15 protein-coding genes are annotated in these 20,869 nt (G+C 63.8%); 6 read left to right on the top strand and 9 right to left on the bottom strand.

The window, feature by feature from the left end:
• The first annotated feature begins 51 nt into the window (after window positions 1-51).
• From NHH88_28630 to NHH88_28615, 4 genes are all read left to right on the top strand, one after another.
• A complete protein-coding gene (locus NHH88_28630) occupies window positions 52-813 on the top strand; it encodes a FadR family transcriptional regulator (GenBank protein USX13571.1) in 762 nt (253 codons plus the stop codon).
• 199 nt (window positions 814-1,012) lie between these two features.
• Window positions 1,013-1,924, top strand: a complete 912-nt coding sequence (gene kdgD, locus NHH88_28625) for a 5-dehydro-4-deoxyglucarate dehydratase (protein ID USX13570.1) — start codon at window positions 1,013-1,015, stop codon at window positions 1,922-1,924.
• Between the two features lie 80 nt (window positions 1,925-2,004).
• Window positions 2,005-3,579 (top strand): aldehyde dehydrogenase (NADP(+)), encoded by a 1,575-nt coding sequence (locus NHH88_28620; GenBank protein USX13569.1) that lies wholly within the window; start codon window positions 2,005-2,007, stop codon window positions 3,577-3,579.
• Window positions 3,567-4,454, top strand: coding sequence for an SMP-30/gluconolactonase/LRE family protein (locus NHH88_28615; protein USX13568.1), 888 nt, complete (start codon window positions 3,567-3,569; stop codon window positions 4,452-4,454). The genes NHH88_28620 and NHH88_28615 overlap by 13 nt, the downstream gene beginning before the upstream one ends.
• A gap of 69 nt (window positions 4,455-4,523) precedes the next feature.
• Here the strand turns inward: NHH88_28615 and NHH88_28610 are convergent, their stop codons facing one another.
• The 7 genes from NHH88_28610 to NHH88_28580 form a co-directional block, all read right to left on the bottom strand.
• Window positions 4,524-5,243, bottom strand: coding sequence for an NAD(P)-binding domain-containing protein (locus NHH88_28610; protein ID USX13567.1), 720 nt, complete (start codon window positions 5,241-5,243; stop codon window positions 4,524-4,526).
• A 173-nt stretch (window positions 5,244-5,416) separates the two neighbouring features.
• Window positions 5,417-6,952, bottom strand: coding sequence for a pectinesterase family protein (locus NHH88_28605; GenBank protein ID USX13566.1), 1,536 nt, complete (start codon window positions 6,950-6,952; stop codon window positions 5,417-5,419).
• A gap of 8 nt (window positions 6,953-6,960) precedes the next feature.
• Window positions 6,961-8,805 carry a glycoside hydrolase family 28 protein gene (locus tag NHH88_28600; GenBank protein ID USX13565.1) on the bottom strand — a complete coding sequence of 615 codons (1,845 nt, stop codon included), beginning with the start codon at window positions 8,803-8,805 and terminating at the stop codon, window positions 6,961-6,963.
• Window positions 8,806-8,815: 10 nt separating this feature from the next.
• A complete protein-coding gene (locus tag NHH88_28595; protein USX13564.1) occupies window positions 8,816-10,234 on the bottom strand; it encodes a pectinesterase family protein in 1,419 nt (472 codons plus the stop codon).
• Entirely contained in the window at window positions 10,231-11,049 is an 819-nt protein-coding gene (locus NHH88_28590; GenBank protein ID USX13563.1) for a rhamnogalacturonan acetylesterase, read from the bottom strand. The genes NHH88_28595 and NHH88_28590 overlap by 4 nt, the downstream gene beginning before the upstream one ends.
• Window positions 11,050-11,136: 87 nt before the next feature.
• On the bottom strand, window positions 11,137-13,866 hold the full coding sequence (locus NHH88_28585) for a TonB-dependent receptor (GenBank protein USX13562.1): 2,730 nt from the start codon (window positions 13,864-13,866) through the stop codon (window positions 11,137-11,139).
• 227 nt (window positions 13,867-14,093) lie between these two features.
• Complete coding sequence (locus NHH88_28580; protein ID USX13561.1) at window positions 14,094-14,792, bottom strand: FadR family transcriptional regulator; 699 nt, start codon at window positions 14,790-14,792, stop codon at window positions 14,094-14,096.
• 323 nt (window positions 14,793-15,115) lie between these two features.
• Between NHH88_28580 and garD the strand changes: the two genes are divergently transcribed.
• A complete protein-coding gene (gene garD / locus NHH88_28575) occupies window positions 15,116-16,678 on the top strand; it encodes a galactarate dehydratase (protein ID USX13560.1) in 1,563 nt (520 codons plus the stop codon).
• A 73-nt stretch (window positions 16,679-16,751) separates the two neighbouring features.
• Window positions 16,752-17,561: an NAD(P)-dependent oxidoreductase gene (locus NHH88_28570; GenBank protein USX13559.1), complete on the top strand. Its 810-nt coding sequence runs from the start codon at window positions 16,752-16,754 to the stop codon at window positions 17,559-17,561.
• A 136-nt stretch (window positions 17,562-17,697) separates the two neighbouring features.
• Here NHH88_28570 and NHH88_28565 read toward each other — a convergent pair whose 3' ends face one another.
• Window positions 17,698-20,058: a CPBP family intramembrane metalloprotease gene (locus tag NHH88_28565; GenBank protein ID USX13558.1), complete on the bottom strand. Its 2,361-nt coding sequence runs from the start codon at window positions 20,056-20,058 to the stop codon at window positions 17,698-17,700.
• Window positions 20,055-20,795: an ABC transporter ATP-binding protein gene (locus NHH88_28560; protein ID USX13557.1), complete on the bottom strand. Its 741-nt coding sequence runs from the start codon at window positions 20,793-20,795 to the stop codon at window positions 20,055-20,057. The genes NHH88_28565 and NHH88_28560 overlap by 4 nt, the downstream gene beginning before the upstream one ends.
• Window positions 20,796-20,869: the final 74 nt, after the last annotated feature.

Raw genomic sequence — 20,869 nt, 5'->3', positions numbered from 1 at the left:
ACCCTCATAGGCGATAATGCCGAATAGTCGTCATACAACAAGCCATCAGCCATGAATCAAACCGCAGTCCCATCGCCCGCAGCGCCGGCGCCCATGCCCAAGAAGAAGCACCGCAACCTCGCCCAAGGCGTGGTGGAGAGCTTCACCCACAGCATCCAGGCCGGCACCCTGAAACCGGGCGAGAAACTGCCGACCGAATCGGTGATCATGGAAATGCACGGCGTCAGCCGCACCGTGGTGCGCGAGGCCATCTCCCACCTGCAGGCGGCCGGGCTGGTGCAGACCCGCCACGGCATCGGCACCTTCGTGCTCGAGCCGCAGCCGGCCAACCTGCGCATCTCGTCCGACACGATCCGCACCCTGGGCGACGTGCTGGCCATCCTGGAACTGCGTATCAGCCTCGAAACCGAGGCCGCGTGGCTGGCGGCGAGCCGCCGCAGCGAAGAGCAGGTGCAGGAAATGGGCGTGGTGCTCAAGCGCATTCAGGAATCGCAAACCCGTCCCGGCTCGGTCGAGTCGGACGTCAAATTCCATCTGCTGATCGCGCAGGCCACCGGCAACCGGTATTTCGTCGATATCTTGAGCGACCTGGGCAACACCATCATCCCGCGCACGCGCGTCGATTCGGCCTCGCTGGCGCACGATGATCCGGTGGTGTACCAGGAGCGCGTCAACCGCGAACATGACGATATTTATAACGCCATCCTGCGCAAGGACGCCGAGGCGGCCCGCGCCGCCATGCGCACCCACCTGAGCAACAGCCGCGAGCGCCTGCGCCGCGCGCAAGAGGATATCGCCGCCAAAAACGGCTGATACGCGCAAAGGCGGGGCGGCGGCCGAGGGTTTCGACCGGCCCGGCGCCTCGAACAGCAACGCTTGTGCCGGCGATCGGCGAGTTTTCGCTAAATCGCTTGCTCCCGTCCGCATATGGTTGTACGATGTCATACAACACGCGACGGGAAGCCCGTCGAACTTCCCCTTCACACAATAGACGTCGATTATTGGAGACCTTATGCAACCGAATGACCTGAAAAAAATCCTTTCCTCTGGCCTGCTGTCGTTCCCGATCACCGACTTCGATGCCGAAGGCAACTTCCGTAAATCGACCTATATCGAGCGCCTGGAATGGCTGGCCCCGTACGGCGCGACCGCGCTGTTCGCCGCCGGCGGCACCGGCGAGTTCTTCTCGCTGACCCCGAACGAATACACCGACATCATCAAGACCGCCGTCGACACCTGCGCCGGCCAAGTGCCTATCCTGGCCGGTGTCGGCGGCCCGACCCGCGTCGCCGCCGCCTACGCCAAGGAAGCCGAGCGCGTTGGCGCCAAGGGCCTGCTGCTGCTGCCGCACTACCTGACCGAAGCGTCGCAGGACGGCCTGATCGAACACGTCGCCGAAGTCTGCAAGGCCACCAGCCTGGGCGTAGTCGTCTACAACCGCGCCAACTGCCGCCTGACCGCCGATTCGCTGGCCAAGCTGGCCGACCGTTGCCCTAACCTGATCGGCTTCAAGGACGGCGTCGGCGACATCGAACTGATGGTCTCGATCTGGCGCAAGATGGGCGACCGTTTCAGCTACCTGGGCGGCCTGCCAACGGCCGAAGTGTACGCGGCGGCCTACAAGGCGCTCGGTACTCCGGTATACTCGTCGGCGGTGTTCAACTTCATGCCGAAGCTGGCGATGGACTTCTACCACGCGGTCGCCTCGGACAACCATGCCGAACAAAACCGCATGCTGGACGAGTTCTTCCTGCCGTACCTGGAGATCCGCAACCGCAAGGCCGGTTACGCCGTCAGTATCGTCAAGGCCGGCGCCCGCCTGGTCGGCCATGACGCCGGTCCGGTGCGCGCACCGCTGACCGACCTGACCGCCGAAGAATGCGACATGCTCGACAAGCTGATTCGCAAGCAAGGCGCGCAATAATCCGGTAAGCTGTCGTCATAGAACGTCATACAACATAAAGCGCGGCTGGTCCGCGCTTTTCACACATCTAAGGAGTCGATATGCAAGTAGCTGGCGAAATGATCATTGGCCGCAGCGCCGTTGTGGGTAAAGAAGGCACGATGAAGGCGATCGATCCATCGCGTAACGTCGAAATCGAACCGGCGTTCGGCCTGGCCGGCGCCGCCGACCTGGCGCGCGCCTGCGAACTGGCCGATGCGGCCTTCGACGTCTACCGCGCCACCGGCCTGGAAGCGCGCGCCAAGTTCCTCGAAACCATCGCCGACCGCATCATGGATCTGGGTCCGACGCTGATCGAGCGCGCGATGACGGAAACCGGCCTGCCGCAGGCTCGCCTGGAAGGCGAGCGCGGTCGTACTTGCAATCAACTGCGTCTGTTCGCCAAAGTCGTGCGCGACGGCCGCTTCCAGTCGGCCACGCTGGACAGCGCGCTGCCGGAACGCACTCCGCCGCGCAGCGACTTGCGTCTGCGCAAGATCGGCCTGGGCCCGGTCGCCGTGTTCGGCGCCTCGAACTTCCCGCTGGCGTTCTCGGTGGCGGGCGGCGACACCGCCTCGGCACTGGCCGCCGGCTGCCCGGTCATCGTCAAAGCCCACTCGGCCCACCTGGGCACCTCGGAACTGGTCGGCAAAGCCGTTGCCAAGGCAGCTGAAGAATGCGGCATGCCGGAAGGCGTGTTCTCGATGCTGATCGGCTCCGGCCAGACCATCGGCCAGGCTTTGGTGAGCCACCCGGCCATCAAGGCGGTCGGCTTCACCGGCTCGCGCGCCGGCGGCATCGCCCTGATGAAAACCGCCGCCGAACGCAAGGAACCGATCCCTGTGTACGCCGAAATGAGCTCGATCAACCCTGTGTTCCTGCTGCCGGGCGCGCTGGACAACGCCAAATTGCCGCAAGCCTTCGCCGACTCGCTGACGATGGGCGCCGGCCAGTTCTGCACCAACCCGGGCCTGCTGATCGGCCTGAAAAGCGACAAGCTGCAAGCGTTCGTCGCCGCCGCCGCCGGCTCGCTGGGCGCCAAGCCTGCCGCCACCATGCTGACCCCGGGCATCCACAAAGCCTACGTCAACGGCGTCAAGGGCCTGGCCGGCATCGAAGGTGTTTCGCAAGAGGCCGCCGGCCTGACCACCGAAGCGCCATGCGCCGCGCAAGCCTTCCTGTACCAAGTCGACGCTAAAACCTTCCTGAGCAATCCAGCGCTGGAAGGCGAAATCTTCGGACCAACCTCGCTGCTGGTTGTCGCCAATGACGAAGCCGAACTGCTGGCCGTGGCCGAACACGTCGAAGGTCAGCTGACCGCCGCCGTCCACGCCACCGCCGACGACCGTCAACTGGCCGCGCGCCTGATGCCGGTGCTGGAACGCAAAGTGGGCCGCATCCTGTTCAACGGCTTCGGCACCGGCGTGGAAGTTTCGCACGCCATGGTGCACGGCGGCCCGTTCCCATCGACCTCGGACAGCCGTTCGACGTCGGTTGGCGCCGGCGCCATCGACCGCTTCCTGCGCCCTGTTTGCTACCAGGACGTGCCTTCCTACCTGCTGCCGGAATCGCTGGCTGACGAAAATCCGCAAAAGCTGCCGCGCATCGTCAACGGTGACCTGGTATGGAACGCGTAAGCGACATCCAATGCGCGGTGGGCGAAAGCCCGACGTGGAATGCGGCGGAATCGGCCTTTTACTGGACCGATATCCCCGCCAAGCGCGTCTGGCGTTTGGACCTCGCGTCCGGCGCCACGCGTTTCTGGACCCTGGATGAAATGGCCGGCTGTGTCGCGACCAGGGCCGGTGGCGGCCTGATCGCCGGCATGGAGACGGGCGTGTTCAAGCTCGATCTGGGCGACGGTCCTGCCGCCGTCGCGACAAGGCTGGCGACACCGTCGGTCGAGTCGGGGGCGCTCGGCGAGGGCAAGCGCTTCAACGACGGTCGCTGCGACCGTCAGGGGCGTTTTGTCGCCGGCACCATGTTCATGGACATGTCGGCCAATCGTCCGGTCGGCAAACTGTTCCGCTACGATACGGCGCATGGTATTTCGGCGCCGCTGGTGGTGGAGCTGCTGACGCAGAACGGCACCGCGTTTTCGGCGGACGGTCGCACCATGTACCTGTCGGACTCGCATCCGCTGCGGCGCATGGTGTGGGCGTTCGACTACGACATCGCCGACGGCGTGCCGTCGAACCAGCGCGTGTTCGCCGATTTGACGAAGGAAGTCGGTCGTCCGGACGGCGCGGCGGTCGACGCCGACGGTTGTTACTGGGTCGCCGGCAACGACGGCGGCTGCCTGCTGCGCTTCACCCCGGACGGCAAGCTCGATCGCCGTCTCGAGGTGCCGATGAAGAAGCCGTCGATGTGCTCCTTCGGCGGCAAGGATCTGGACACGATGATCGTCACCTCCATCCCTTCCGGCAAGCCGGAGGACGCGGAGTGGGGCGGGGCGGTGTTGCTGCTGCGGCCCGGCGTCAAAGGGCTGGCGGAAACGCCGTTCGCATCATGATAAGAGGGCAGACGCCTTGCAGCGTCTGCCCTTTTTCAATCCGCGGTGAGAGCACTGCGCCAAGTTACTTTAGTTCGAGCCCTTTGCAGCCATCTCACGTTCCAGCTTGGCGTGATTGGCCAGGTACTCGGCGTGTTGCGCTTCGGTGCGTTTTGGCCCCAGCTTGTTGAAAAGCTCAGTCAGTTTGTCGGCGCTCAGATCGGCGCCGTAAGCCGGCGTACCCGGTTGCTGACGCCACGACTCGTGCAGGCTGCCGTCATCGACGGCGTCAAAGCCCAGTTCCTCGACCAACGCCATGACTTTTTGCTTCGCTGCGGCGTCGTCGCTGGCGACCGGCAGTGCAACACGGCCGGCCGTGCCTTTGGGCAGACCCTTGGTTGGAATGTGTTCGGCGTGAATATTGTTAAACACCTTCACGACTTTACGGCCCAAGTGCTGCTGCACCCATTCGCTTTCGGTGAGATCACCGGTTTCCAGCTCCGGTATGCGGCCGTCGCGAAGGATAGGGTAATAGTTACTCGTGTCAATAATCGGCACGTCGGCCGCAACACCCGTGAACAGGTCCTTCGGTAAATCAGGAATGTTTTTCAGAGGAATGGTGACCACGAGAAGCTCGCCATAACTGGCAGCATCCTGGATCGTAACAGGCTTCGCTCCGGTTTTTTGCGCCACGTCGTTCAGCGTTTCTGGCCCGCGCGAGTTGGCGATGTGTACCGAGTGACCAAGCTTGGTCAGCTGCATGGCAAGGGCGCTGCCAATATTACCTGCACCAATGATTCCGATTTTCATATAATCCTCCATGTGTCCATCAAACAAAGTTGAAAAACTAGCTTGATGTTACACACCAACCTTGCAGTGTGTCGGTACGGTTCTGCACGGCTACTAAATAGTCGACGCATTAACCACGCGGAGTCACGTAGGGCAGATTAGCGTAGCGTAATCCGCCAAGTTCCGCCAACGGCCTAGCGCGGCGCCCAGCCGCCCAACACCCACGACGGCGTGCTGTGGTTTTTGATCAGCTCCGCATCCCGCTCCCTCGTCAGCTGGCGCGAGGCCGGATGGCGCTTGCTCACATCGATCGGCGTGCCATCCACATTGCGGCTGTTGTACTCCCAGAAGCGCACGTTGGAAGCGTCGCCACCTATCTCGCCCCAGCCCTGCGGACTGACGCCGCTCAACGTGGCGTTGATCAGCACCGCCTCCGCGTGCGGATAGCTCTTGCCCTTGTTGACCGGCGAGCGCGCGAGGTGCGGCTGCCCATCGCCAAGGGCGCTGAAGCGGCATTCGACAAACACATTTCCGTGGTTGGCGGACGTATTGCGTATCCACATAAACGGCCCGCGCGATTCGATCTCGCAGCGCCGGAAAAACGCAGGTCCGCGTCCCAGAATGGTATCGCCGTGGCCGACGATCTTCACGCCCTCAAGATAGGTGCTGCCGTTGACTTGCAACGCGTCGCCGGAGCCGATGACGGTGACATCGCTGATGATGTTTTCCTCGCCCGTGATCAGCAATCCTTCCGCCTGCCCCTCCAATGTCGTCTGCAGCGTCATGTTTTTCAGATGAACGCCTTTGACGTTGTCGGCGGCGAAGGCCGCGCGACGCGACGGAAAAGTCCCCGGCGCCTCGTTGGTGCTGATATTGGCGGGATGCGGATTGAATACCTCGTTGTTGGCATAGTGGACCCGCACCTTGTCGCGATGCTCGCCTTCGATCGTCAGGTTCGACTTGCGCCGGAAGTAGACGATCTCCTCGTAGTCGCCGTTGTGCACGAAGATCGTGGTGCGCCTCGCTGGATGGTCTGGAACGAAGTCCAGCGCCCCCTGCACGGTATTGAAATCGCCGGTGCCATCGGCGTTGACCGTCACGCGCTCGATGTCCGCGCGGGGCGGCTTGGCCTTGGTGCTAAAACTCCACGCCTTCTTTCCGCTGATGCCTTTGAAGCCAACGATCACGCCCGGATCGATCCGCACGTAATAGCGCTTGCCGTATTCAAGCAGATTGTGATGCGGGTAGATGGTTGCGGTGTTCCCCCTGACGATCACAGGATGGAAGTGGAAGCCGTCCGTGAAGCCCCCGATGATGGTGAGCTGGTAGTTGTCCGGCGTTGGTTCGGCGCCGGCCGAGGGTGTGCCGGCCCTGGTGTTGGCATTCGTGCGGCGCGGTCCGTCCTGATAAGGGTAGGGCGTTGCCAGATAAGGCGCGGCAGGCAGCTTGGTGCGCTCGGTCGGACCGGCCGGAACGCCCAGGTCCAGCGTATCGACAAGCCGGTCGTCCGCCGCATCGTAAATGCGGATGCGGCCGGACTTGCCGAGCGCCGGCGGCTGCGCGAAACGCAGCACCAGATGGGTATCCGGGTTGACGTCGCGCGCACCGTTGGCGGGTAACGCCAGCGGTGCCGGTTCCTCCGCCAGGGCGGGCGCCCAGCCAACCGAAAGCGTCATGGCGGCCAGCAGCGCCGGCAGCCCCCTTAGCACATCGCGCCGGTCGATCGCCATGGCTACCCTCAGGCGTTCAGCGTGGTGTTGTGCACCTTGCCGCCGATGGTGACGTTCTTCAAGGTCAGGCCTTTGACGTTGTAGAGGAACCATGGCTGCGCGGTGTTGACCGGAACGCCGAAATCGCAGTCGGTGATCGTCACGTCCGTGACCGGCACCACCGGCGGCATCGGCCCAGGACCGTTGTAATCCGACGCCACCGGTCCGAGAATCACGATCGCCTGGAAGCACGACGCCGTCTTGCCATCCTTGGTGACGTTGCCGACCTTGATGTTCGAAATATGGATGTTCGACACCACCGGGGGGCGCGTACGCACGTTGTCGCTGATCGGCGTGTAGTCGCAATCGAAGGTGACGATGGCGCCGGCCGCCGTGGCCACGGTCTTCGACTGGATCGGCGACCCTGGCAGCGATGCGTAGAACGACGGCGACAGCTGCACGCCGTTCGGTATCGTGCAATCGCGCACGTAGAAATTGCGCAGGTAGCCGCCGCGATTCATATTGGTCTTCATGCGGATCGCGGTGTTGAGCGGATTGGTCTTCCAGTTGGCGTTTTCGAACACCAGCTTTTGCGCGAACACGTTCTGGATGCCGCCGGCCATCTCGCTGCCCAGGGTCACGGCGCCATGGCCGCTATGCATGATGCAGTTCTGGATCACGATATTCTGCGACGGGCCGAATTGCGTATCCAGATCCTTGCCGGCCTTGATGGCGATGCAGTCGTCGCCGGTGTCGAAGGTGCAGCCCTCGACCAGCACGTGGTCGCACGCCTCCGGATCGAAGCCGTCGCTGTTCGGACCATGGCTTTCGCAGTGCACATTGCGGATGACGATATTGCGGCAGTGGACCGGGTGGTGCATCCAGAATGGCGTGCGCGTCACGTGATACCCCTGCAGCAGCACGTTGGTGCAGCCGATCAGCTGGATCATCGGCGGACGCAGATAGTGGCCGATGCCGAACACGCGCTTCGACAGCGGCACGCCCGCTTCCGACAACGCCGGCAGATATTGCGCGTCGGCGCGCCAGCGCTGGCCTTCGCCCTGGATCAGCAGGCGTTCGGCCTCGGTCAGCTTGGGCGCGACCGTCGCCAGCGACATGGCGTTGAGCGGGTTTTCGGTGTTCTCCGACATTTTGCCGGCCTTGAAGTTGGGCGTAGTGCCCTGGCCGATCGAGTTGATGGTTTTCTGCTTGCCCTTCCAGGTCCACCAGCAGTCGCCTTCGTCGTTGAACGGCACGCCGCCCTGGCCGTCCAGGGTGCTGGTCCAGTCGTCGCCGGTCAGCGCGATGTTGTGCTGGTTGTAGGCGTACACCATCGGCGAGTAATTGAGCACGTCGTTGCTCTGCCAGCGCGAGATCGACAGCTTGCCATGCTTGCCGCAATCGATGTCGCCGTACTTGGCGTAGTCCTCCGGTTTGTGGCTGAAGTAGACGTGCGCCTTGGCGCTCAAGTGCACGTTCACGTTCGACAGCAGCACGATCGGGCCGGCGCAGTACCAGTCGCCGGCCGGGATGACCACGCGGCCGCCGCCGGCGTCGCTGCAGGCCTTGATGGCGTCGCGGATGGCGGCGTAGCAGTCCGGCGATCCGGCCACCGGCGTGTCGATGGTGTCCTGCTCCTCGAACGAGATCCAGGCCTTGACCTTGGACAGCTTGCAGGTCTTGGCGCCGTAGGCGGTGATGTCGAAATCCTGCTTGCGGAACTTGAGCGGCTTGGAGACGTGGTCGACGATCGCCTGCGCCTGCAGCCATGGATCGGGCGCGGTGGCGGCATTGGCGGTAACGGGGAGGCCAAGCGACAGGCCGGCGGCCGGCAGGGCTTTCATCAAACTGCGGCGCTGGGTATTGATAGACATGCTGTATTCCTTATTCGTCCTGATTGTTGAATTCACCGATGAAGATATCGGCGGGAGTAGGTTTTGCGGGGTAGCCCAGATCCTTGACCGGGTCGATGCCGGCCTTGATCAAATTGTTCCAGTAGTCGTCCGAGCTGTATTGCACCGGGCGGTAAGGCAGGCCGCCTTGCTTGTTCCAGTCCGACCACGGCTTGAAGCGGTTGATATGGGCGCCGATGCGGGAATTGAGCACGACCATTTTGCCGACCGCCTCCAGCGAGACGCGGGCGATGGTGCCGGTCGGCGCCTGGTAGCCGTTGGTGTCGCCCAGCAGGCAAGCGTAACCTTCGACCGGCACCGGGGCATAGGGCGTGCAGCGGGCGCTGTGGAACCACTGGCGCAGCAGGTAGAACGTCCCTCGTCGCGCGTTGGCCGAGCCGTCGTGCGTGAAGCGGCAGTTGTCGAAGACGAAGCCGTATTTGGTTTTCAAATGCGTGTCCGGCGCCGCGACATACGACAGGCCGCGATCGCCGATCGATTTGATTTCCGTTTGGTGGAAGTAGGCGGTGCTGTCCCCGAAAATGAAATCGACGTCGCCTTCGATGTAGGACTTGTTGAAGAAGCTGCGCGAGGTACTGCCGATGCGCGGCGACTTGAGGTACAGCGTGTCCTGGAAGCCGATCAGGCGGATGTTCTCGAACTGCGCCTTGTCCGAGCCGTCCACCTGCAGCGCCAATGCCTGATGGTGCACGTTGTTGACGTTGGGGAGCGATTCGGCACGCGCGTTGCCGATGTCCTTGTTGTAGCCGTTCTCGAACGTGAGGTTGCGCGCCTGGAAGCCATTGTTTTGCACCCAGACGGTGGCGGTGCCGAAGGTGCCGATGACGGCGCGGTCCTTGATCGTTGCGTACATCGCCTGCACGCCCGGCGCCGCCTGGGCGAACTGGGCGCCGTATTGCGCGGCGTAGGCGGCCCCTGTCACCGAGGCGTCCAGTTTGGCGGTGACTTTGGTGGCGGCGGGGATCTTGCCGTCGCCATACATCGTCAGCGGCGCGGTGTTGGCGGGAACGTACACCAGCTCATGATAGGTGCCGGGTTTGACCAGCATGTACAGGCGCTTGGCCGGATGCGCGGCGCTGTCGAGCACCGCGCGGTTGACGGCCTGCTGGATGGTGTTGAAGGTTTTGACGCCGTCCGCCTTCGCGGCATGATCGACGATGTAGTCGGGCGTGAACGCGGCGCCCCTGGCCAGCGGGTCGGTCAGCGGGTCCCAGGGATCAACGCTCTCCTTGCCGGCGGCGCCGACGTACTTGAGCACCTCGCCGTAAGCGAATTGTTTGGCTTGCGCCGCGCTCAGTTGGGGGCGGGTGCTGGAATTGCCCTGCGCCGCCCCGGCACTGGCGGCGACCATCAACGCGGCGACGGCAAAAACGGAAGGCGACAGCTTCACTGCTCGCCCTCGCGCTTGAACATGCCCACGCTATCCGGCACGGCGCGCTTCATCTCTTCGACCACCATGGTCGAGAAAAGCGCGGCGCCTTTCGGTCCGACGTGGGTGCGGTCGAAAGCGGATTTGGCGGCGCCCGCGACTTCCACCTTGCCGGCGGCCGGCGCCGGTGTGGTTTCGGCGGTTTTCTCAGGACGCGGCGCCATCGCCAGCGTGTCGGCTTCGTCCTGGCCCATCGCCTGCACGGTGGCGTAGCTGTCGGCATTCAGGTCCAGCAGCGGCACGCGCTGGGCGGCGGCGGTGGCGCGGATCACGTCGGCCCAGGGTTGCAGCGTGTTTTCCAGGACGTTGTCCTTGAAGGTGCGGCGCGTCAGCGGCGTGACCAGCACGGGGACGCCGCCGAGCGCCTTCACTTCCTGCGCGTAGCGGGTCATATTGACGGGGAATTCGGTTTTGAGATCGGTCGAGCGGCCGGGTTTTCCCGGCTGGTCGTTGTGGCCGAACTGGATCAGCACATAGGTGGCGCGGTAGGCGGCGCTGCCGCGCAGCAGTCCCTCGACCTCGTCCCAGCGGCCCTCGGCGCGGAAGCTGCCGGAGCTGCGGCCACCCCGGGCCAAGTTGATGCAGGTGTTCGAACGTTGCACGCGGGCGCAGAAGGCGTCGCCGTAGCCGCTGTTGCTGGCCATCGTCGAGTCGCCGACGAGGATAAAGCGCACCGGCTTGGCCGCCGGTGGAGGCGGCGCGGGATCGGCGGCTTGGGCGGCGTAGGCGCACATCGACAGCGCGACGGCGGCGAAAAAGCTGATCGGGAGTTTCATGGGCTTCTCGAAAATAAAAAGGCGCCGGCCGCAATCGCTGCGGGCCGGCGCCGTTGATCAAGCATCCATCGACATCATCAGATTCTATTAATAGAACTTGTAGGTGGCGCGGAAGTTGAAGGCGCGGCCGATCGGGCTGGCGGCGCTGCTCAGATAACCGTTGCTATACTGGCTGCTGTTGGTGACCGGCGGTTTGGAATCGAACAGATTGGTGATGCCGGCGGTAAGCGACAGGTTTTTGAAGCCCGTATAGGTGGTCGTCCACTGCCAGTTCTTGTACGAGTTGATGTCCCGCCAGTACTGCTGCGCCACCAGGTTCTGGTCTTCGTACTTCGAATTGTAGTTCTGGGTCAGGGTGCTGTTCCAGCTGCCCAGCGCCCAGTTCAACTTTGCCACGTGCTTCCAGCGATAGGTGATGATCGGGAAGCTGCTGGTGGTGCCGTTGGAGGCCAGGCCGAAGCGGCCGACGTTCGACACGTACGGGCTGCCGTTGTCGAGCTGATTGTCGAACTGCGTCAGGTAGGTGCCGTCGATCGATACCTTGAAGTCGCCGAAGGAGCTGCGCGGGAAAGCATACGATGCCGAGACGTCGATACCGGCCGCCTTCTGGCCACCCAGGTTCATGATGGTGTTCTGGATGTAGTTGATCGTGCCGTCGGCATTGCGCACGAAGTAGGACGCGTACTTGACCGGATCGAGGAAGTAGACCTGCTCCGGCAAGTTCGCCAGCATGTCGGTCATCTTGATGTTCCAGTAGTCGATCGACACCATCGAGGTGGCGGTCGGCTCGAACACGGTGCCGAAGGTGAAGCCCTTCGATTTTTCCGGCTGGACGTCGGCGTTGCTGCCGGTTTGCTTCGGCAACTGAACGTTGCAGACGGCTGCGGAAACGTAGCCCGGCAGCGCGGTGCCGGTGCCGGCCACGCCTGGACGGCCGCCCGGGCACAGCACCGGATCGTCCCAGCGCGCCGAGGTCAGGCCGGTGGCGCCCGGCAGGCGGTAGCCATAACGGTCGAACAGGGTGGGCGCGCGGAAGCCGGTGTTGGCCGAGCCCCGGAACATCAGCTGCTTGGTCGCCTCGTAACGGAAGCTGACCTTCGGATTGATGGTGTTACCAAAGTCGCTGAAATGGTCGTCGCGCACGGCGACGTTGACATTCAGTTTTTTGGTGAACGGCATATCCAGTTCCGCGAACAGCGCGGCGACGTTGCGGCCACCCTCGCCATGCGACGGGCTGGCGTTGGCGTAGGTGACCTGGCGGACGATGTCGAGGCGCGTGTCCTCGTTGGTGTCGCGGCTGAAGCTGGTGCCGACGGCAAGCGCCAGGTCGCCGCCGCCCAGTTCCATCACGGCGCGGCTGGCGGTGAAGTCGACACCCTTGTAGGTGCTCTTCGATTCGCGGTTCTTCTGGCCGTCGACGTTGATGCTTTCGAGGTAGGCGCGGCCTTCGGCGTCCTGCAGGCCGAATGGATTGAGCTTGCCGTTGCGCAGACCGTCGAGCAGTCCCTGGCCGGTGAAGTAGCCGTTGTCGTAGTAGTTGTCGCGGTTCGAGATACCGATCACCAGGCCGGTCTTGTAGTCCCAGCCTTTGATGGTGCCTTCGGCGGTGAGCGCCACGCGCTGGTTCAGCTGCACGTCCTTGGTGGCGGCGGCGCCGTAGTCGGCGACGGCCCAAGTGGGGATCAGGGTGGCGCCGTTCAGGCCCGACATCGCCGGCACGCCGCCGCTGTTACCCGGATACCATTTGCTGGTCGACGGCAGTTGCGGCTGGACGCCGTTGACCGCCAGCGCGTTGGTCGGATTGCGGGTGCCGATGATGTGCTCCTCGCCGCGCGAGTAGTCGATCGAGACCACGTGGTCTTCGCCGAGCTTCTTCGAGGCGCGGGCGTAGAACGTCACCTGCTGGTTTTCGTACAGCGCGTTGCCGTAGGCGTTCGCGTCCAGCACGCAGGTGTTGGAGCGGCCCGGCAGCGAGTACGGCGCCGTGCAGCCGGTGGCGGCGTACGGATTGCGCGCGGTGCGGTTGGTGGCGGTGGTGAAGTTGGCCGGGGTGGCGTTGCCGCCGGTGCCCAGCGATGGCGAGCGGCCGATGCTGGTCAGCAGCTCCGGCGAACTCAGACTGGCGCGGTCGCTCGCGGCCAGGGCCGAGCGCTTGTGCGCGTCGACCGTGCCCCAGACACTCCAGCCGTCGCGTTCCAGGTTGCCCTTACCCCAGGTAAGGGTGCCGCGTTCCTCTTCCCCGCCGCCGCGACGGCCCACTTCCACGTGCTGCACGGTCGCTTCCAGACCCTCGTACTGGGTGCGGGTGATGAAGTTGACCACGCCGCCGATGGCGTCGGAGCCGTAGATCGACGAGGCGCCGTCGCGCAGGATCTCGACGCGCGCGATCGCGCTCATTGGAATCACGTCCAGATTGGCGTAGCCGTCGGCGATCGCCTCGTTGGCCAGGCGGCGGCCGTTCAACAGCACCAGGGTGCGGTTCACGCCCAGGCCGCGCAGGTTGATGTTGGTGCCCGAGCCGGCGTTGGACGGCGCCAGCGACGCCGATTGCGGCAGCGACATCATCAGGTCGGCCAGCGTGGTCATGCCCTGCTTGACCAGGTCTTCGGCCTTGACGGTGCTGACCGGCAGCGACGCCTCGGTGGCCAGGCGCTTGATGCTCGAACCGGTAACTTCGACGCGCTGCATCGGCGCCTCGGCTTCCTGCGCCAGCGCGGCGGTCTGGTTGGCGAGCGTCAGCACGGCCAGGGTAATGGCCGACAACAGCAGCCGTGGTTGTGCGGATCGGTTTTGGACCGGGTGCTCGGGCTTGATCATTCTAGTCTCCTTCGTCTTTTTGAATAAAGTTATACGCTTTGCCGCGACAGCAATGAACGTGAGTGGAGCACCTCGCGTACTCCGTGCCGTTGAGACGAGGGTCGCTGTGCGGGCACAGTCCGGGGTCGCAAACGGTCAATAACTTGATTACTTTTTTTAGCGGGCAGCATCAAGGCCGCTCCTGCTTTACTGCTGGTACTGCAAATCGGTGAATGCTCGGTTGAACATCAGCCCCGCGAGAAGGTGCGTGTGACGCGTTCCAGGTGGGCGCGCATCGCCTTGCGCGCCGCCGCCGGATCGTGGGCGGCGATCGCCTCCAGGATGCGGCGGTGGTCCTTCAGCGTTTCCTGGCGCAGTTCCTCGGTCTGGAAGTGTTCCTTTAGCTTGTGCCACAGGCGGCCGCGCTGGTCCCACAGGTAATCGAGGGATCCCACCAGCGCGCTGTTGCCGGTGGCGCGCGCGATAGCGATATGGAAGTTGCGGTCGGCCGCTTCGTTGCTTGAATAATTGGAGTGGTTCTGCTCCATCTCGACGACCGCCTTGAGGATGGCGTCAATGGCGCTGTCGGTGGCGACGCGGGCGGCGATGGCGGCGATTTCCGATTCGATCAGGCGGCGCGCGGACAGCACTTCGAACGGACCGGGGCCGGCTTCGGGCAGATCGGCCGGAGTGGGGCGCTCGCTGACGTAGACGCCGGAGCCGCCACGTACCTCGATCACGCCGCCCAGTTCCAGCGCGATGAGCGCTTCGCGCAGCGAGGCGCGGCTGACACTGAGCTTGGTGGCAAGGTCGCGTTCCGACGGCAGGCGCTCGCCGGGGGAGATGTGTTCGTCGCGGATCAGTTCCTGGATACGGTCGGCCACGAGACGGTATAAGCGCGTCTCCGGAGTGGTGCCGTCGTTGGCCGCTAAAGTTCTCTTCAGCATCGTTCTTGTCTCTTAATGTTATGGTCGTGGCGTTTTTGATATTGCCATCTGGTCAGGCCATTCTAAGGTGGTCTGACCAAAAGGGCAACGTGGACTAGCCAAATTTATTTTTAGCTGTCATACTAAATTCGTCAGGTAACCGCTTTCCGACCGTGTTTTCCAGATGAAGAACCTCTAAAAACACGGTAGAATCAGGGCTGTAAGGTTGTGGCGCCCCGGATACACACAGAACGATGGCCGGCCAATAATCAAATTGGTCTGACCAATTTATGCTACCAAAAAACAACGTTAGCCGGGCAGAGACTCCCGGAAAGGAAGCCAGAATGATGCCACCGACTAGCGCCGCCACGCCGCGCTACATCCTCATGCACGACAACGACAACGTCGCCATTGTTGTCAACGACGGCGGCCTGCCCGCAGGCGCCGTGTTCGACGACGGCTTGACCCTGTTGGAGGCGGTCCCGCAAGGCCACAAGGTCGCGCTGCGCAACGTCGCCAAGGGCGAGGCGGTGATCCGCTACAACGTCACCATCGGCTTCGCCGCCGACGACCTGCCGGCCGGCAGTTGGCTCAACGAGCAGAATGTGCAGATGCCGGACGCGCGCGAACTCGTGAACCTGCCGATTTCGACCCGTTTGCAGCCGCCGGCCGAACCGCTGGAGGGCTACACCTTCCAGGGCTTCCGCAATCCGGACGGCAGCGTCGGCACCCGTAACATCCTGGCCATCACCACCACCGTGCAATGCGTATCGGGCGTGGTGGAATTTGCCGTCAAGCGCATCAAGGAAGAGCTGCTGCCCAAGTATCCGAACGTCGACGACGTGGTGGGCCTGGAGCATACCTATGGCTGCGGCGTGGCGATCGACGCGCCGGGCGCGATGATCCCGATCCGCACGCTGCGCAACATCACGCTCAATCCGAACTTCGGCGGACAGGCCATGGTCGTCAGCCTCGGTTGCGAGAAGCTGCAGCCGACCCGTTTGTTCCCCAAGGGTTCGATCCCGATCCAGAACGGCGGCGGCACCGAGCCGGCGCTGGTGTGCCTGCAGGACGCGCAGCACGTCGGCTTCATGTCGATGATCGACTCGATCATGAAGCAGGCCGAGGCCAACCTGGTCAACTTGAACAAGCGCCAGCGCGAAACCGTGCCGGCCTCCGAGCTGGTGGTCGGCGTGCAGTGCGGCGGCAGCGACGCCTTCTCCGGCGTGACCGCCAATCCTGCCGTCGGTTTCGCCACCGATCTGCTGGTGCGCGCCGGCGCCACCGTGATGTTCTCCGAAACGACCGAGGTACGCGACGGTATCGACCAATTGACGTCGCGCGCGGCGACGCCGGAAGTGGCCGACGCCATGATCCGCGAAATGGCCTGGTACGACAATTACCTGCAGCGCGGCGGCGTTGACCGCAGCGCCAACACCACGCCTGGCAACAAGAAGGGCGGGCTGTCGAACATCGTCGAGAAGGCCATGGGCTCGATCGTCAAATCCGGCAGCAGCGCCATTTCAGGCGTGCTGTCGCCGGGCGAGAAGCTGACGCAAAAAGGCCTGATCTACGCCGCCACGCCGGCCAGCGATTTCATTTGCGGCACCTTGCAGCTGGCAGCCGGCATGAACGTCCATATCTTCACCACCGGCCGCGGCACCCCGTACGGCCTGGCGGAAGTCCCGGTGATCAAGGTCGCCACCCGCAACGACCTGGCCAACCGCTGGCACGATCTGATGGACATCAACGCCGGCCGCATCGCCAGCGGCGAGGCCACCATCGCCGATGTCGGCTGGGAGATGTTCCAGCTGATACTCGATGTGGCCAGCGGCCGCGAAACCTGGGCCGAGAAGTGGAAGCTGCATAACGCGCTTGTGCTGTTCAACCCGGCGCCGGTGACCTGACGCGCGTTTTACACTCGGCGCTTTACGCTCAACGATCATCCTTCAATAAAAACCGAACGAGAGACAACCAACAATGAGTAAGCCATTCAAACGATTGCTGCTGACCGGCGCCGCCGGCGGCCTGGGTAAAGTTCTGCGCGACCGCATCAAGCCGTGGGCCGATGTGGTGGTGCTGTCCGATATCGCCGACATGGGCGAAGCGCGCGAAGGCGAGGAAATCATCCAGTGCGACCTGGCCGACAAGGCAGCTGTCATGAAGCTGCTGGAAGGCGTGGAGGCGGTACTGCACTTCGGCGGCATCTCGACCGAGAACACGTTTGAAAACATCATGCAGGCCAACATCCTCGGCACCTACAACCTGTACGAGGCGGCCCACAAGCAGGGCACCAAGCGGATCATCTTCGCCAGCTCGAACCACACCATCGGCTACTACAAGTGGACCGATTACATCGACGCCGACAGCCCGACCCGCCCGGACAGCTTCTATGGCGTCAGCAAGTGCTTCGGCGAGTCGCTGTCGCGCTACTACTACGACCGCACCGGCCTGGAGACGGTGTGCCTGCGTATCGGTTCGTCGTTCCCAGAGCCGGCCAACCCGCGCATGCTGGTGACCTGGTTGAGCTACGACGATCTGGAAGAGGCGTTGCGCTGCTCGCTGTTCACGCCGCGCGTAGGCCATACGATTTTGTTCGGCGCTTCGGCCAATCCGGCCAGCTGGTGGGACAACAGCAAGGCAGCCCACCTGGGCTTCGTGCCGAAGGATAGCTCGGTGCAGTTCTCCGACAAGTTCCCCGACACCGGCGTGTATCCGGCGGCAGATGATCTGGCGACCGTTTATCAGGGCGGCGGGTTTGCTGCGGTAGGCCCACGTTACAAGGATTGACAATCATCGCATGAAGGATTCGGAAACACGTAGGGCGGATTAGCGCAGCGTAATCCGCCATGCAAGGGTCGTCGGCGGCGCATGCATGGCGGATTACGGCTTCGCCTAATCCGCCCTACGTGTTTTCACGGTCAGTTCAAATTTGCGCGGTCACCATCGCGGCGTTGTAGGCCGCGTGCACCAGCATTGGCGCGAGCAGCGTCTTGCTGCGCTCATACACCCAGGCCGTACACAATCCCACCACGAACACCGGCAACAGCGACAGCGCCGGGTGCACCGCCGCGAAAACGGCGGCGCTGATGACGATCGCCTGCGCAGCCGGCATCGAGCGCCGCAGTCCGCCGAAAATCAACCCACGGAAGATGAACTCCTCGCACAGCGGTGCCGCCAGCACGGTGAGCGCGAACAGCCAGAGGCGCGTGTCAGGAGCAGGCGGCAACGACGGCAGCAGTCCCGCCAGCGACGAATGCTTCAACGCATACAGATAGCCGAAAGCGACGGCACAACTGACGGCGATGGCGACGGCCGCGTCCCGCAGCGATGCCCCCAGCCGTATGCCGTGCCATATCACCGGCACGTTCGCCGTTTTGCTGCGCCAGTAAATCAGCCGCACCAGGGCATACACCACCAGGCCGGACAGGCCGAAGGTCAGCGTGATGACGTCCAGGCCGGGCGCCTTGGCATCGTCCGCGAGCACCAGCACCAGGATGCCCTGCATGATGAAGAAGGCGGTGGCGGCGATCAAGCCGTCCGACGTGGATACGCGCGCCGGCGGCGCGGCGGCCGGGTCGAGCAGGTAGGGCAGGGCGTCACGCGCCTTCTGCCACAGGGCCAGCGCGAAGGACGCGGTGAGCACCATCGTGATCAGCTTCTGCGCCCAGTTGTCGCTGTAGATCGACCAGGTGTAAAAGCTCGCCAGCAGCATGTACAGATATGCGTAGGTGGGCCGCACGCGGGTGCGCACTTCCACCGCCGTCGGGTCGCAGGCGAAGACGCCGAGCGAGACCGCGATCATCGAGTAGATCGGAATCCCTGCGAGTACCGTTAGCGCCAGCACCAGCGCGCGCCAGTCCCACACGTCGGTATGCATGGCGGTGAAGCCAAGCACGATCAGCGGATAGGTCATCGCCAGCACGCCCCACAGCTTGGCCTTTTCCTTCAACACGCTCTCCATCGAGCGCGGCACGGTGTACAGCAGCCAGAGGACATGGCCTTCGTTGTTCAGCGTCTGGAAGGCCGACAGCATCAGCACATAGACGCCGATGCCGAACGCGATGGCGGCGGCCACGGTATGGTGCTGGCCCAGTTCCCCCATGCTGTTCAGCGTGCCGTTGAACACCACCTGGCTGCCGACGATGATGACCGGCAGCAGCAGCGTTTGAACCAGGAAGTTGCGGTCGCGGCTCAATAGACGCAGTTCGCGGCGCTGGATCGTCGATAGCAGCGATCCGATCCCGGACAGCGCGCCGGCTGGCGCCTTGGCGGCGACTGCTTTGCCGCGCGTGCTCTCGCGCGAGCTCGAGCCGACCACGCCGTTGCGCAGCTGATAGCGCATCAGCGCCACGCCGCTCCATAACAGCACGAGCAATTGCGCCGCCAGCAGCGCGGCGGCGGACGCGAACTGCGCCAACGTCTGCGCCTGTATCGCTTGCAGCGCCACGCCCGGCGGCGTCCAGATCATCCAGGATGGGAATCCGGCCGCCCATTCCATCGCGAAGCCGTCGGCGCGCGGCATGCCAAGCGCCATGACCAGATAGATCAACGGCATATTGAACAGCGACGCCACCGCCTGCAGATTGCGCAGCTGCGATGCCGGAAGCCACATGCGCAGGCCGGTGTCGGCCAAGGTGTGCAGCAGCGCCGCCAGCGGCAGCAGTAGCGCGGTCGCCAGCAGCGCGATGGGCAGCGCCGTCCACCTGAAGCCGGAGTACCAAGCGATCATCAGGTACGGCGCTGTGAGGGCGACGATGCCGGCGCTGTTGCTGGCGCTGCGTTCGAGCAGCCTGCCCCACAACAGCGTGGAGCGCTTGATCGGCAAGGTCACCAGCCATTCGAGATCCCAGTCCGGCTGCGCCATTTCCTTGCTGCCCAGCGGTAGCAGCACGGCGACCGCGAACAGGATCGTCAGCTCCATCGTCAGCCCGTTGAGCAGCGTGGGATCGAACGGCGCGGCGTGCAGTTCGGCGGCCGCGATCTCGACGTCCACATGCCGCCGCCCCTGTTTGTCCACGCTCTGGCACGCGCTGGACTCGACCAGCCGGCACTGCATGTTGACGATCACCGTGCGCGCCAGGCTGCCGAACGAGAAGGAGAAGAGCAACGCCACCACCAGCGTCAGTATCCACATGTTGCCGCGCTTGGCGGCGATGCCGTCTCGCGCGTTTTTCTTTTTGAACCGGTTGAACATGGCGCTGGCCATGATCTGGTTGGCCTGGCGCGTCAGGCGCATTTTCGCCATCAGCCAGATGGCGCGCGATGCCGTCGGTTGCCGCATCATTGTGGAGTCTCTGCGCCGGCTTCGTCGGTGATCTTCAGGAAGACGTCTTCGAGCGAACCGCTGGTGGCGGCCTTGGCGCGGATCTCGTCTAGCGTGCCGGTGGCCGCCAGCTCGCCGCGATGGATGATGCCGACCCGGTCGCACAGCTTCTCGGCCATGTCCAGCAGGTGGGTGGAGACGAAGATGGTGACGCCTTGCGCGGCCGCCGCCAGCAATCGCTCCTGCACTTCGCGCGAGGCGCGCGGATCGAGGCCGTTGATCGGTTCATCGAGTATCAGCACCGCCGGCTCGTGGATCAGCGCGCAGGCCAGGCCGAGGCGCTTCTTCATGCCCAGCGAGTAGTTGACGGCGTAGTCCTCGCCGGCTTCCCGCAGGCCGAATTCGTCGATCAGGCGCGCGGCGCGTTCGGCCGCCTCGGCGCGCGAATAGCCATGCATCTCGCCGACGAATTGCAGGATCTCGCGCCCGCGCAGATAGTCGTAGAAGATCGGCGTGTCGGGCAGGTAGCCCACGCGGCGTTTGACTTCGGTCGCCTCGGCGTGGCAATCGAGGCCGTCGATGAGCACCTTGCCGCCGGTGGGCACCAGGATGCCCATCATCATGCGGATGGTGGTGGTCTTGCCGGCGCCGTTGGGACCGAGGAAGCCGAACACTTCGCCGCGCCGCACGGTCATCGACAGCGGTTTGACGGCGTCGAAGCCGCCGTAGGTTTTGGACAGGCCCTGGAATTCGATCATGAGGTCTTCGCGGCCACGGCGGGCTACAATGTTAAGAAGTTGATATCCATCATAACATCGATGATCGATGGCGG

The sequence above is a fragment of the Oxalobacteraceae bacterium OTU3CAMAD1 genome (assembly GCA_024123915.1).
Taxonomy (GTDB): Bacteria; Pseudomonadota; Gammaproteobacteria; order Burkholderiales; family Burkholderiaceae_D; genus Rugamonas.
The sequence above is the reverse complement of the archived record's forward strand: the minus strand, read 5'-3'. Positions and strand labels throughout refer to the sequence as shown.

What these genes read in the sequence shown, in the direction of transcription:
- NHH88_28630 (USX13571.1), top strand. Translation starts at nt 52, where the DNA reads ATGAATCAAACCGCAGTCCCATCGCCCGCAGCGCCGGCGCCCATGCCC.
- kdgD (USX13570.1), top strand. Translation starts at nt 1,013, where the DNA reads ATGCAACCGAATGACCTGAAAAAAATCCTTTCCTCTGGCCTGCTGTCG.
- NHH88_28620 (USX13569.1), top strand. Translation starts at nt 2,005, where the DNA reads ATGCAAGTAGCTGGCGAAATGATCATTGGCCGCAGCGCCGTTGTGGGT.
- NHH88_28615 (USX13568.1), top strand. Translation starts at nt 3,567, where the DNA reads ATGGAACGCGTAAGCGACATCCAATGCGCGGTGGGCGAAAGCCCGACG.
- NHH88_28610 (USX13567.1), bottom strand. Translation starts at nt 5,243, where the DNA reads ATGAAAATCGGAATCATTGGTGCAGGTAATATTGGCAGCGCCCTTGCC.
- NHH88_28605 (USX13566.1), bottom strand. Translation starts at nt 6,952, where the DNA reads ATGGCGATCGACCGGCGCGATGTGCTAAGGGGGCTGCCGGCGCTGCTG.
- NHH88_28600 (USX13565.1), bottom strand. Translation starts at nt 8,805, where the DNA reads ATGTCTATCAATACCCAGCGCCGCAGTTTGATGAAAGCCCTGCCGGCC.
- NHH88_28590 (USX13563.1), bottom strand. Translation starts at nt 11,049, where the DNA reads ATGAAACTCCCGATCAGCTTTTTCGCCGCCGTCGCGCTGTCGATGTGC.
- NHH88_28585 (USX13562.1), bottom strand. Translation starts at nt 13,866, where the DNA reads ATGATCAAGCCCGAGCACCCGGTCCAAAACCGATCCGCACAACCACGG.
- NHH88_28580 (USX13561.1), bottom strand. Translation starts at nt 14,792, where the DNA reads ATGCTGAAGAGAACTTTAGCGGCCAACGACGGCACCACTCCGGAGACG.
- garD (USX13560.1), top strand. Translation starts at nt 15,116, where the DNA reads ATGATGCCACCGACTAGCGCCGCCACGCCGCGCTACATCCTCATGCAC.
- NHH88_28570 (USX13559.1), top strand. Translation starts at nt 16,752, where the DNA reads ATGAGTAAGCCATTCAAACGATTGCTGCTGACCGGCGCCGCCGGCGGC.
- NHH88_28565 (USX13558.1), bottom strand. Translation starts at nt 20,058, where the DNA reads ATGATGCGGCAACCGACGGCATCGCGCGCCATCTGGCTGATGGCGAAA.
- NHH88_28560 (USX13557.1), bottom strand. Translation starts at nt 20,795, where the DNA reads ATGATCGAATTCCAGGGCCTGTCCAAAACCTACGGCGGCTTCGACGCC.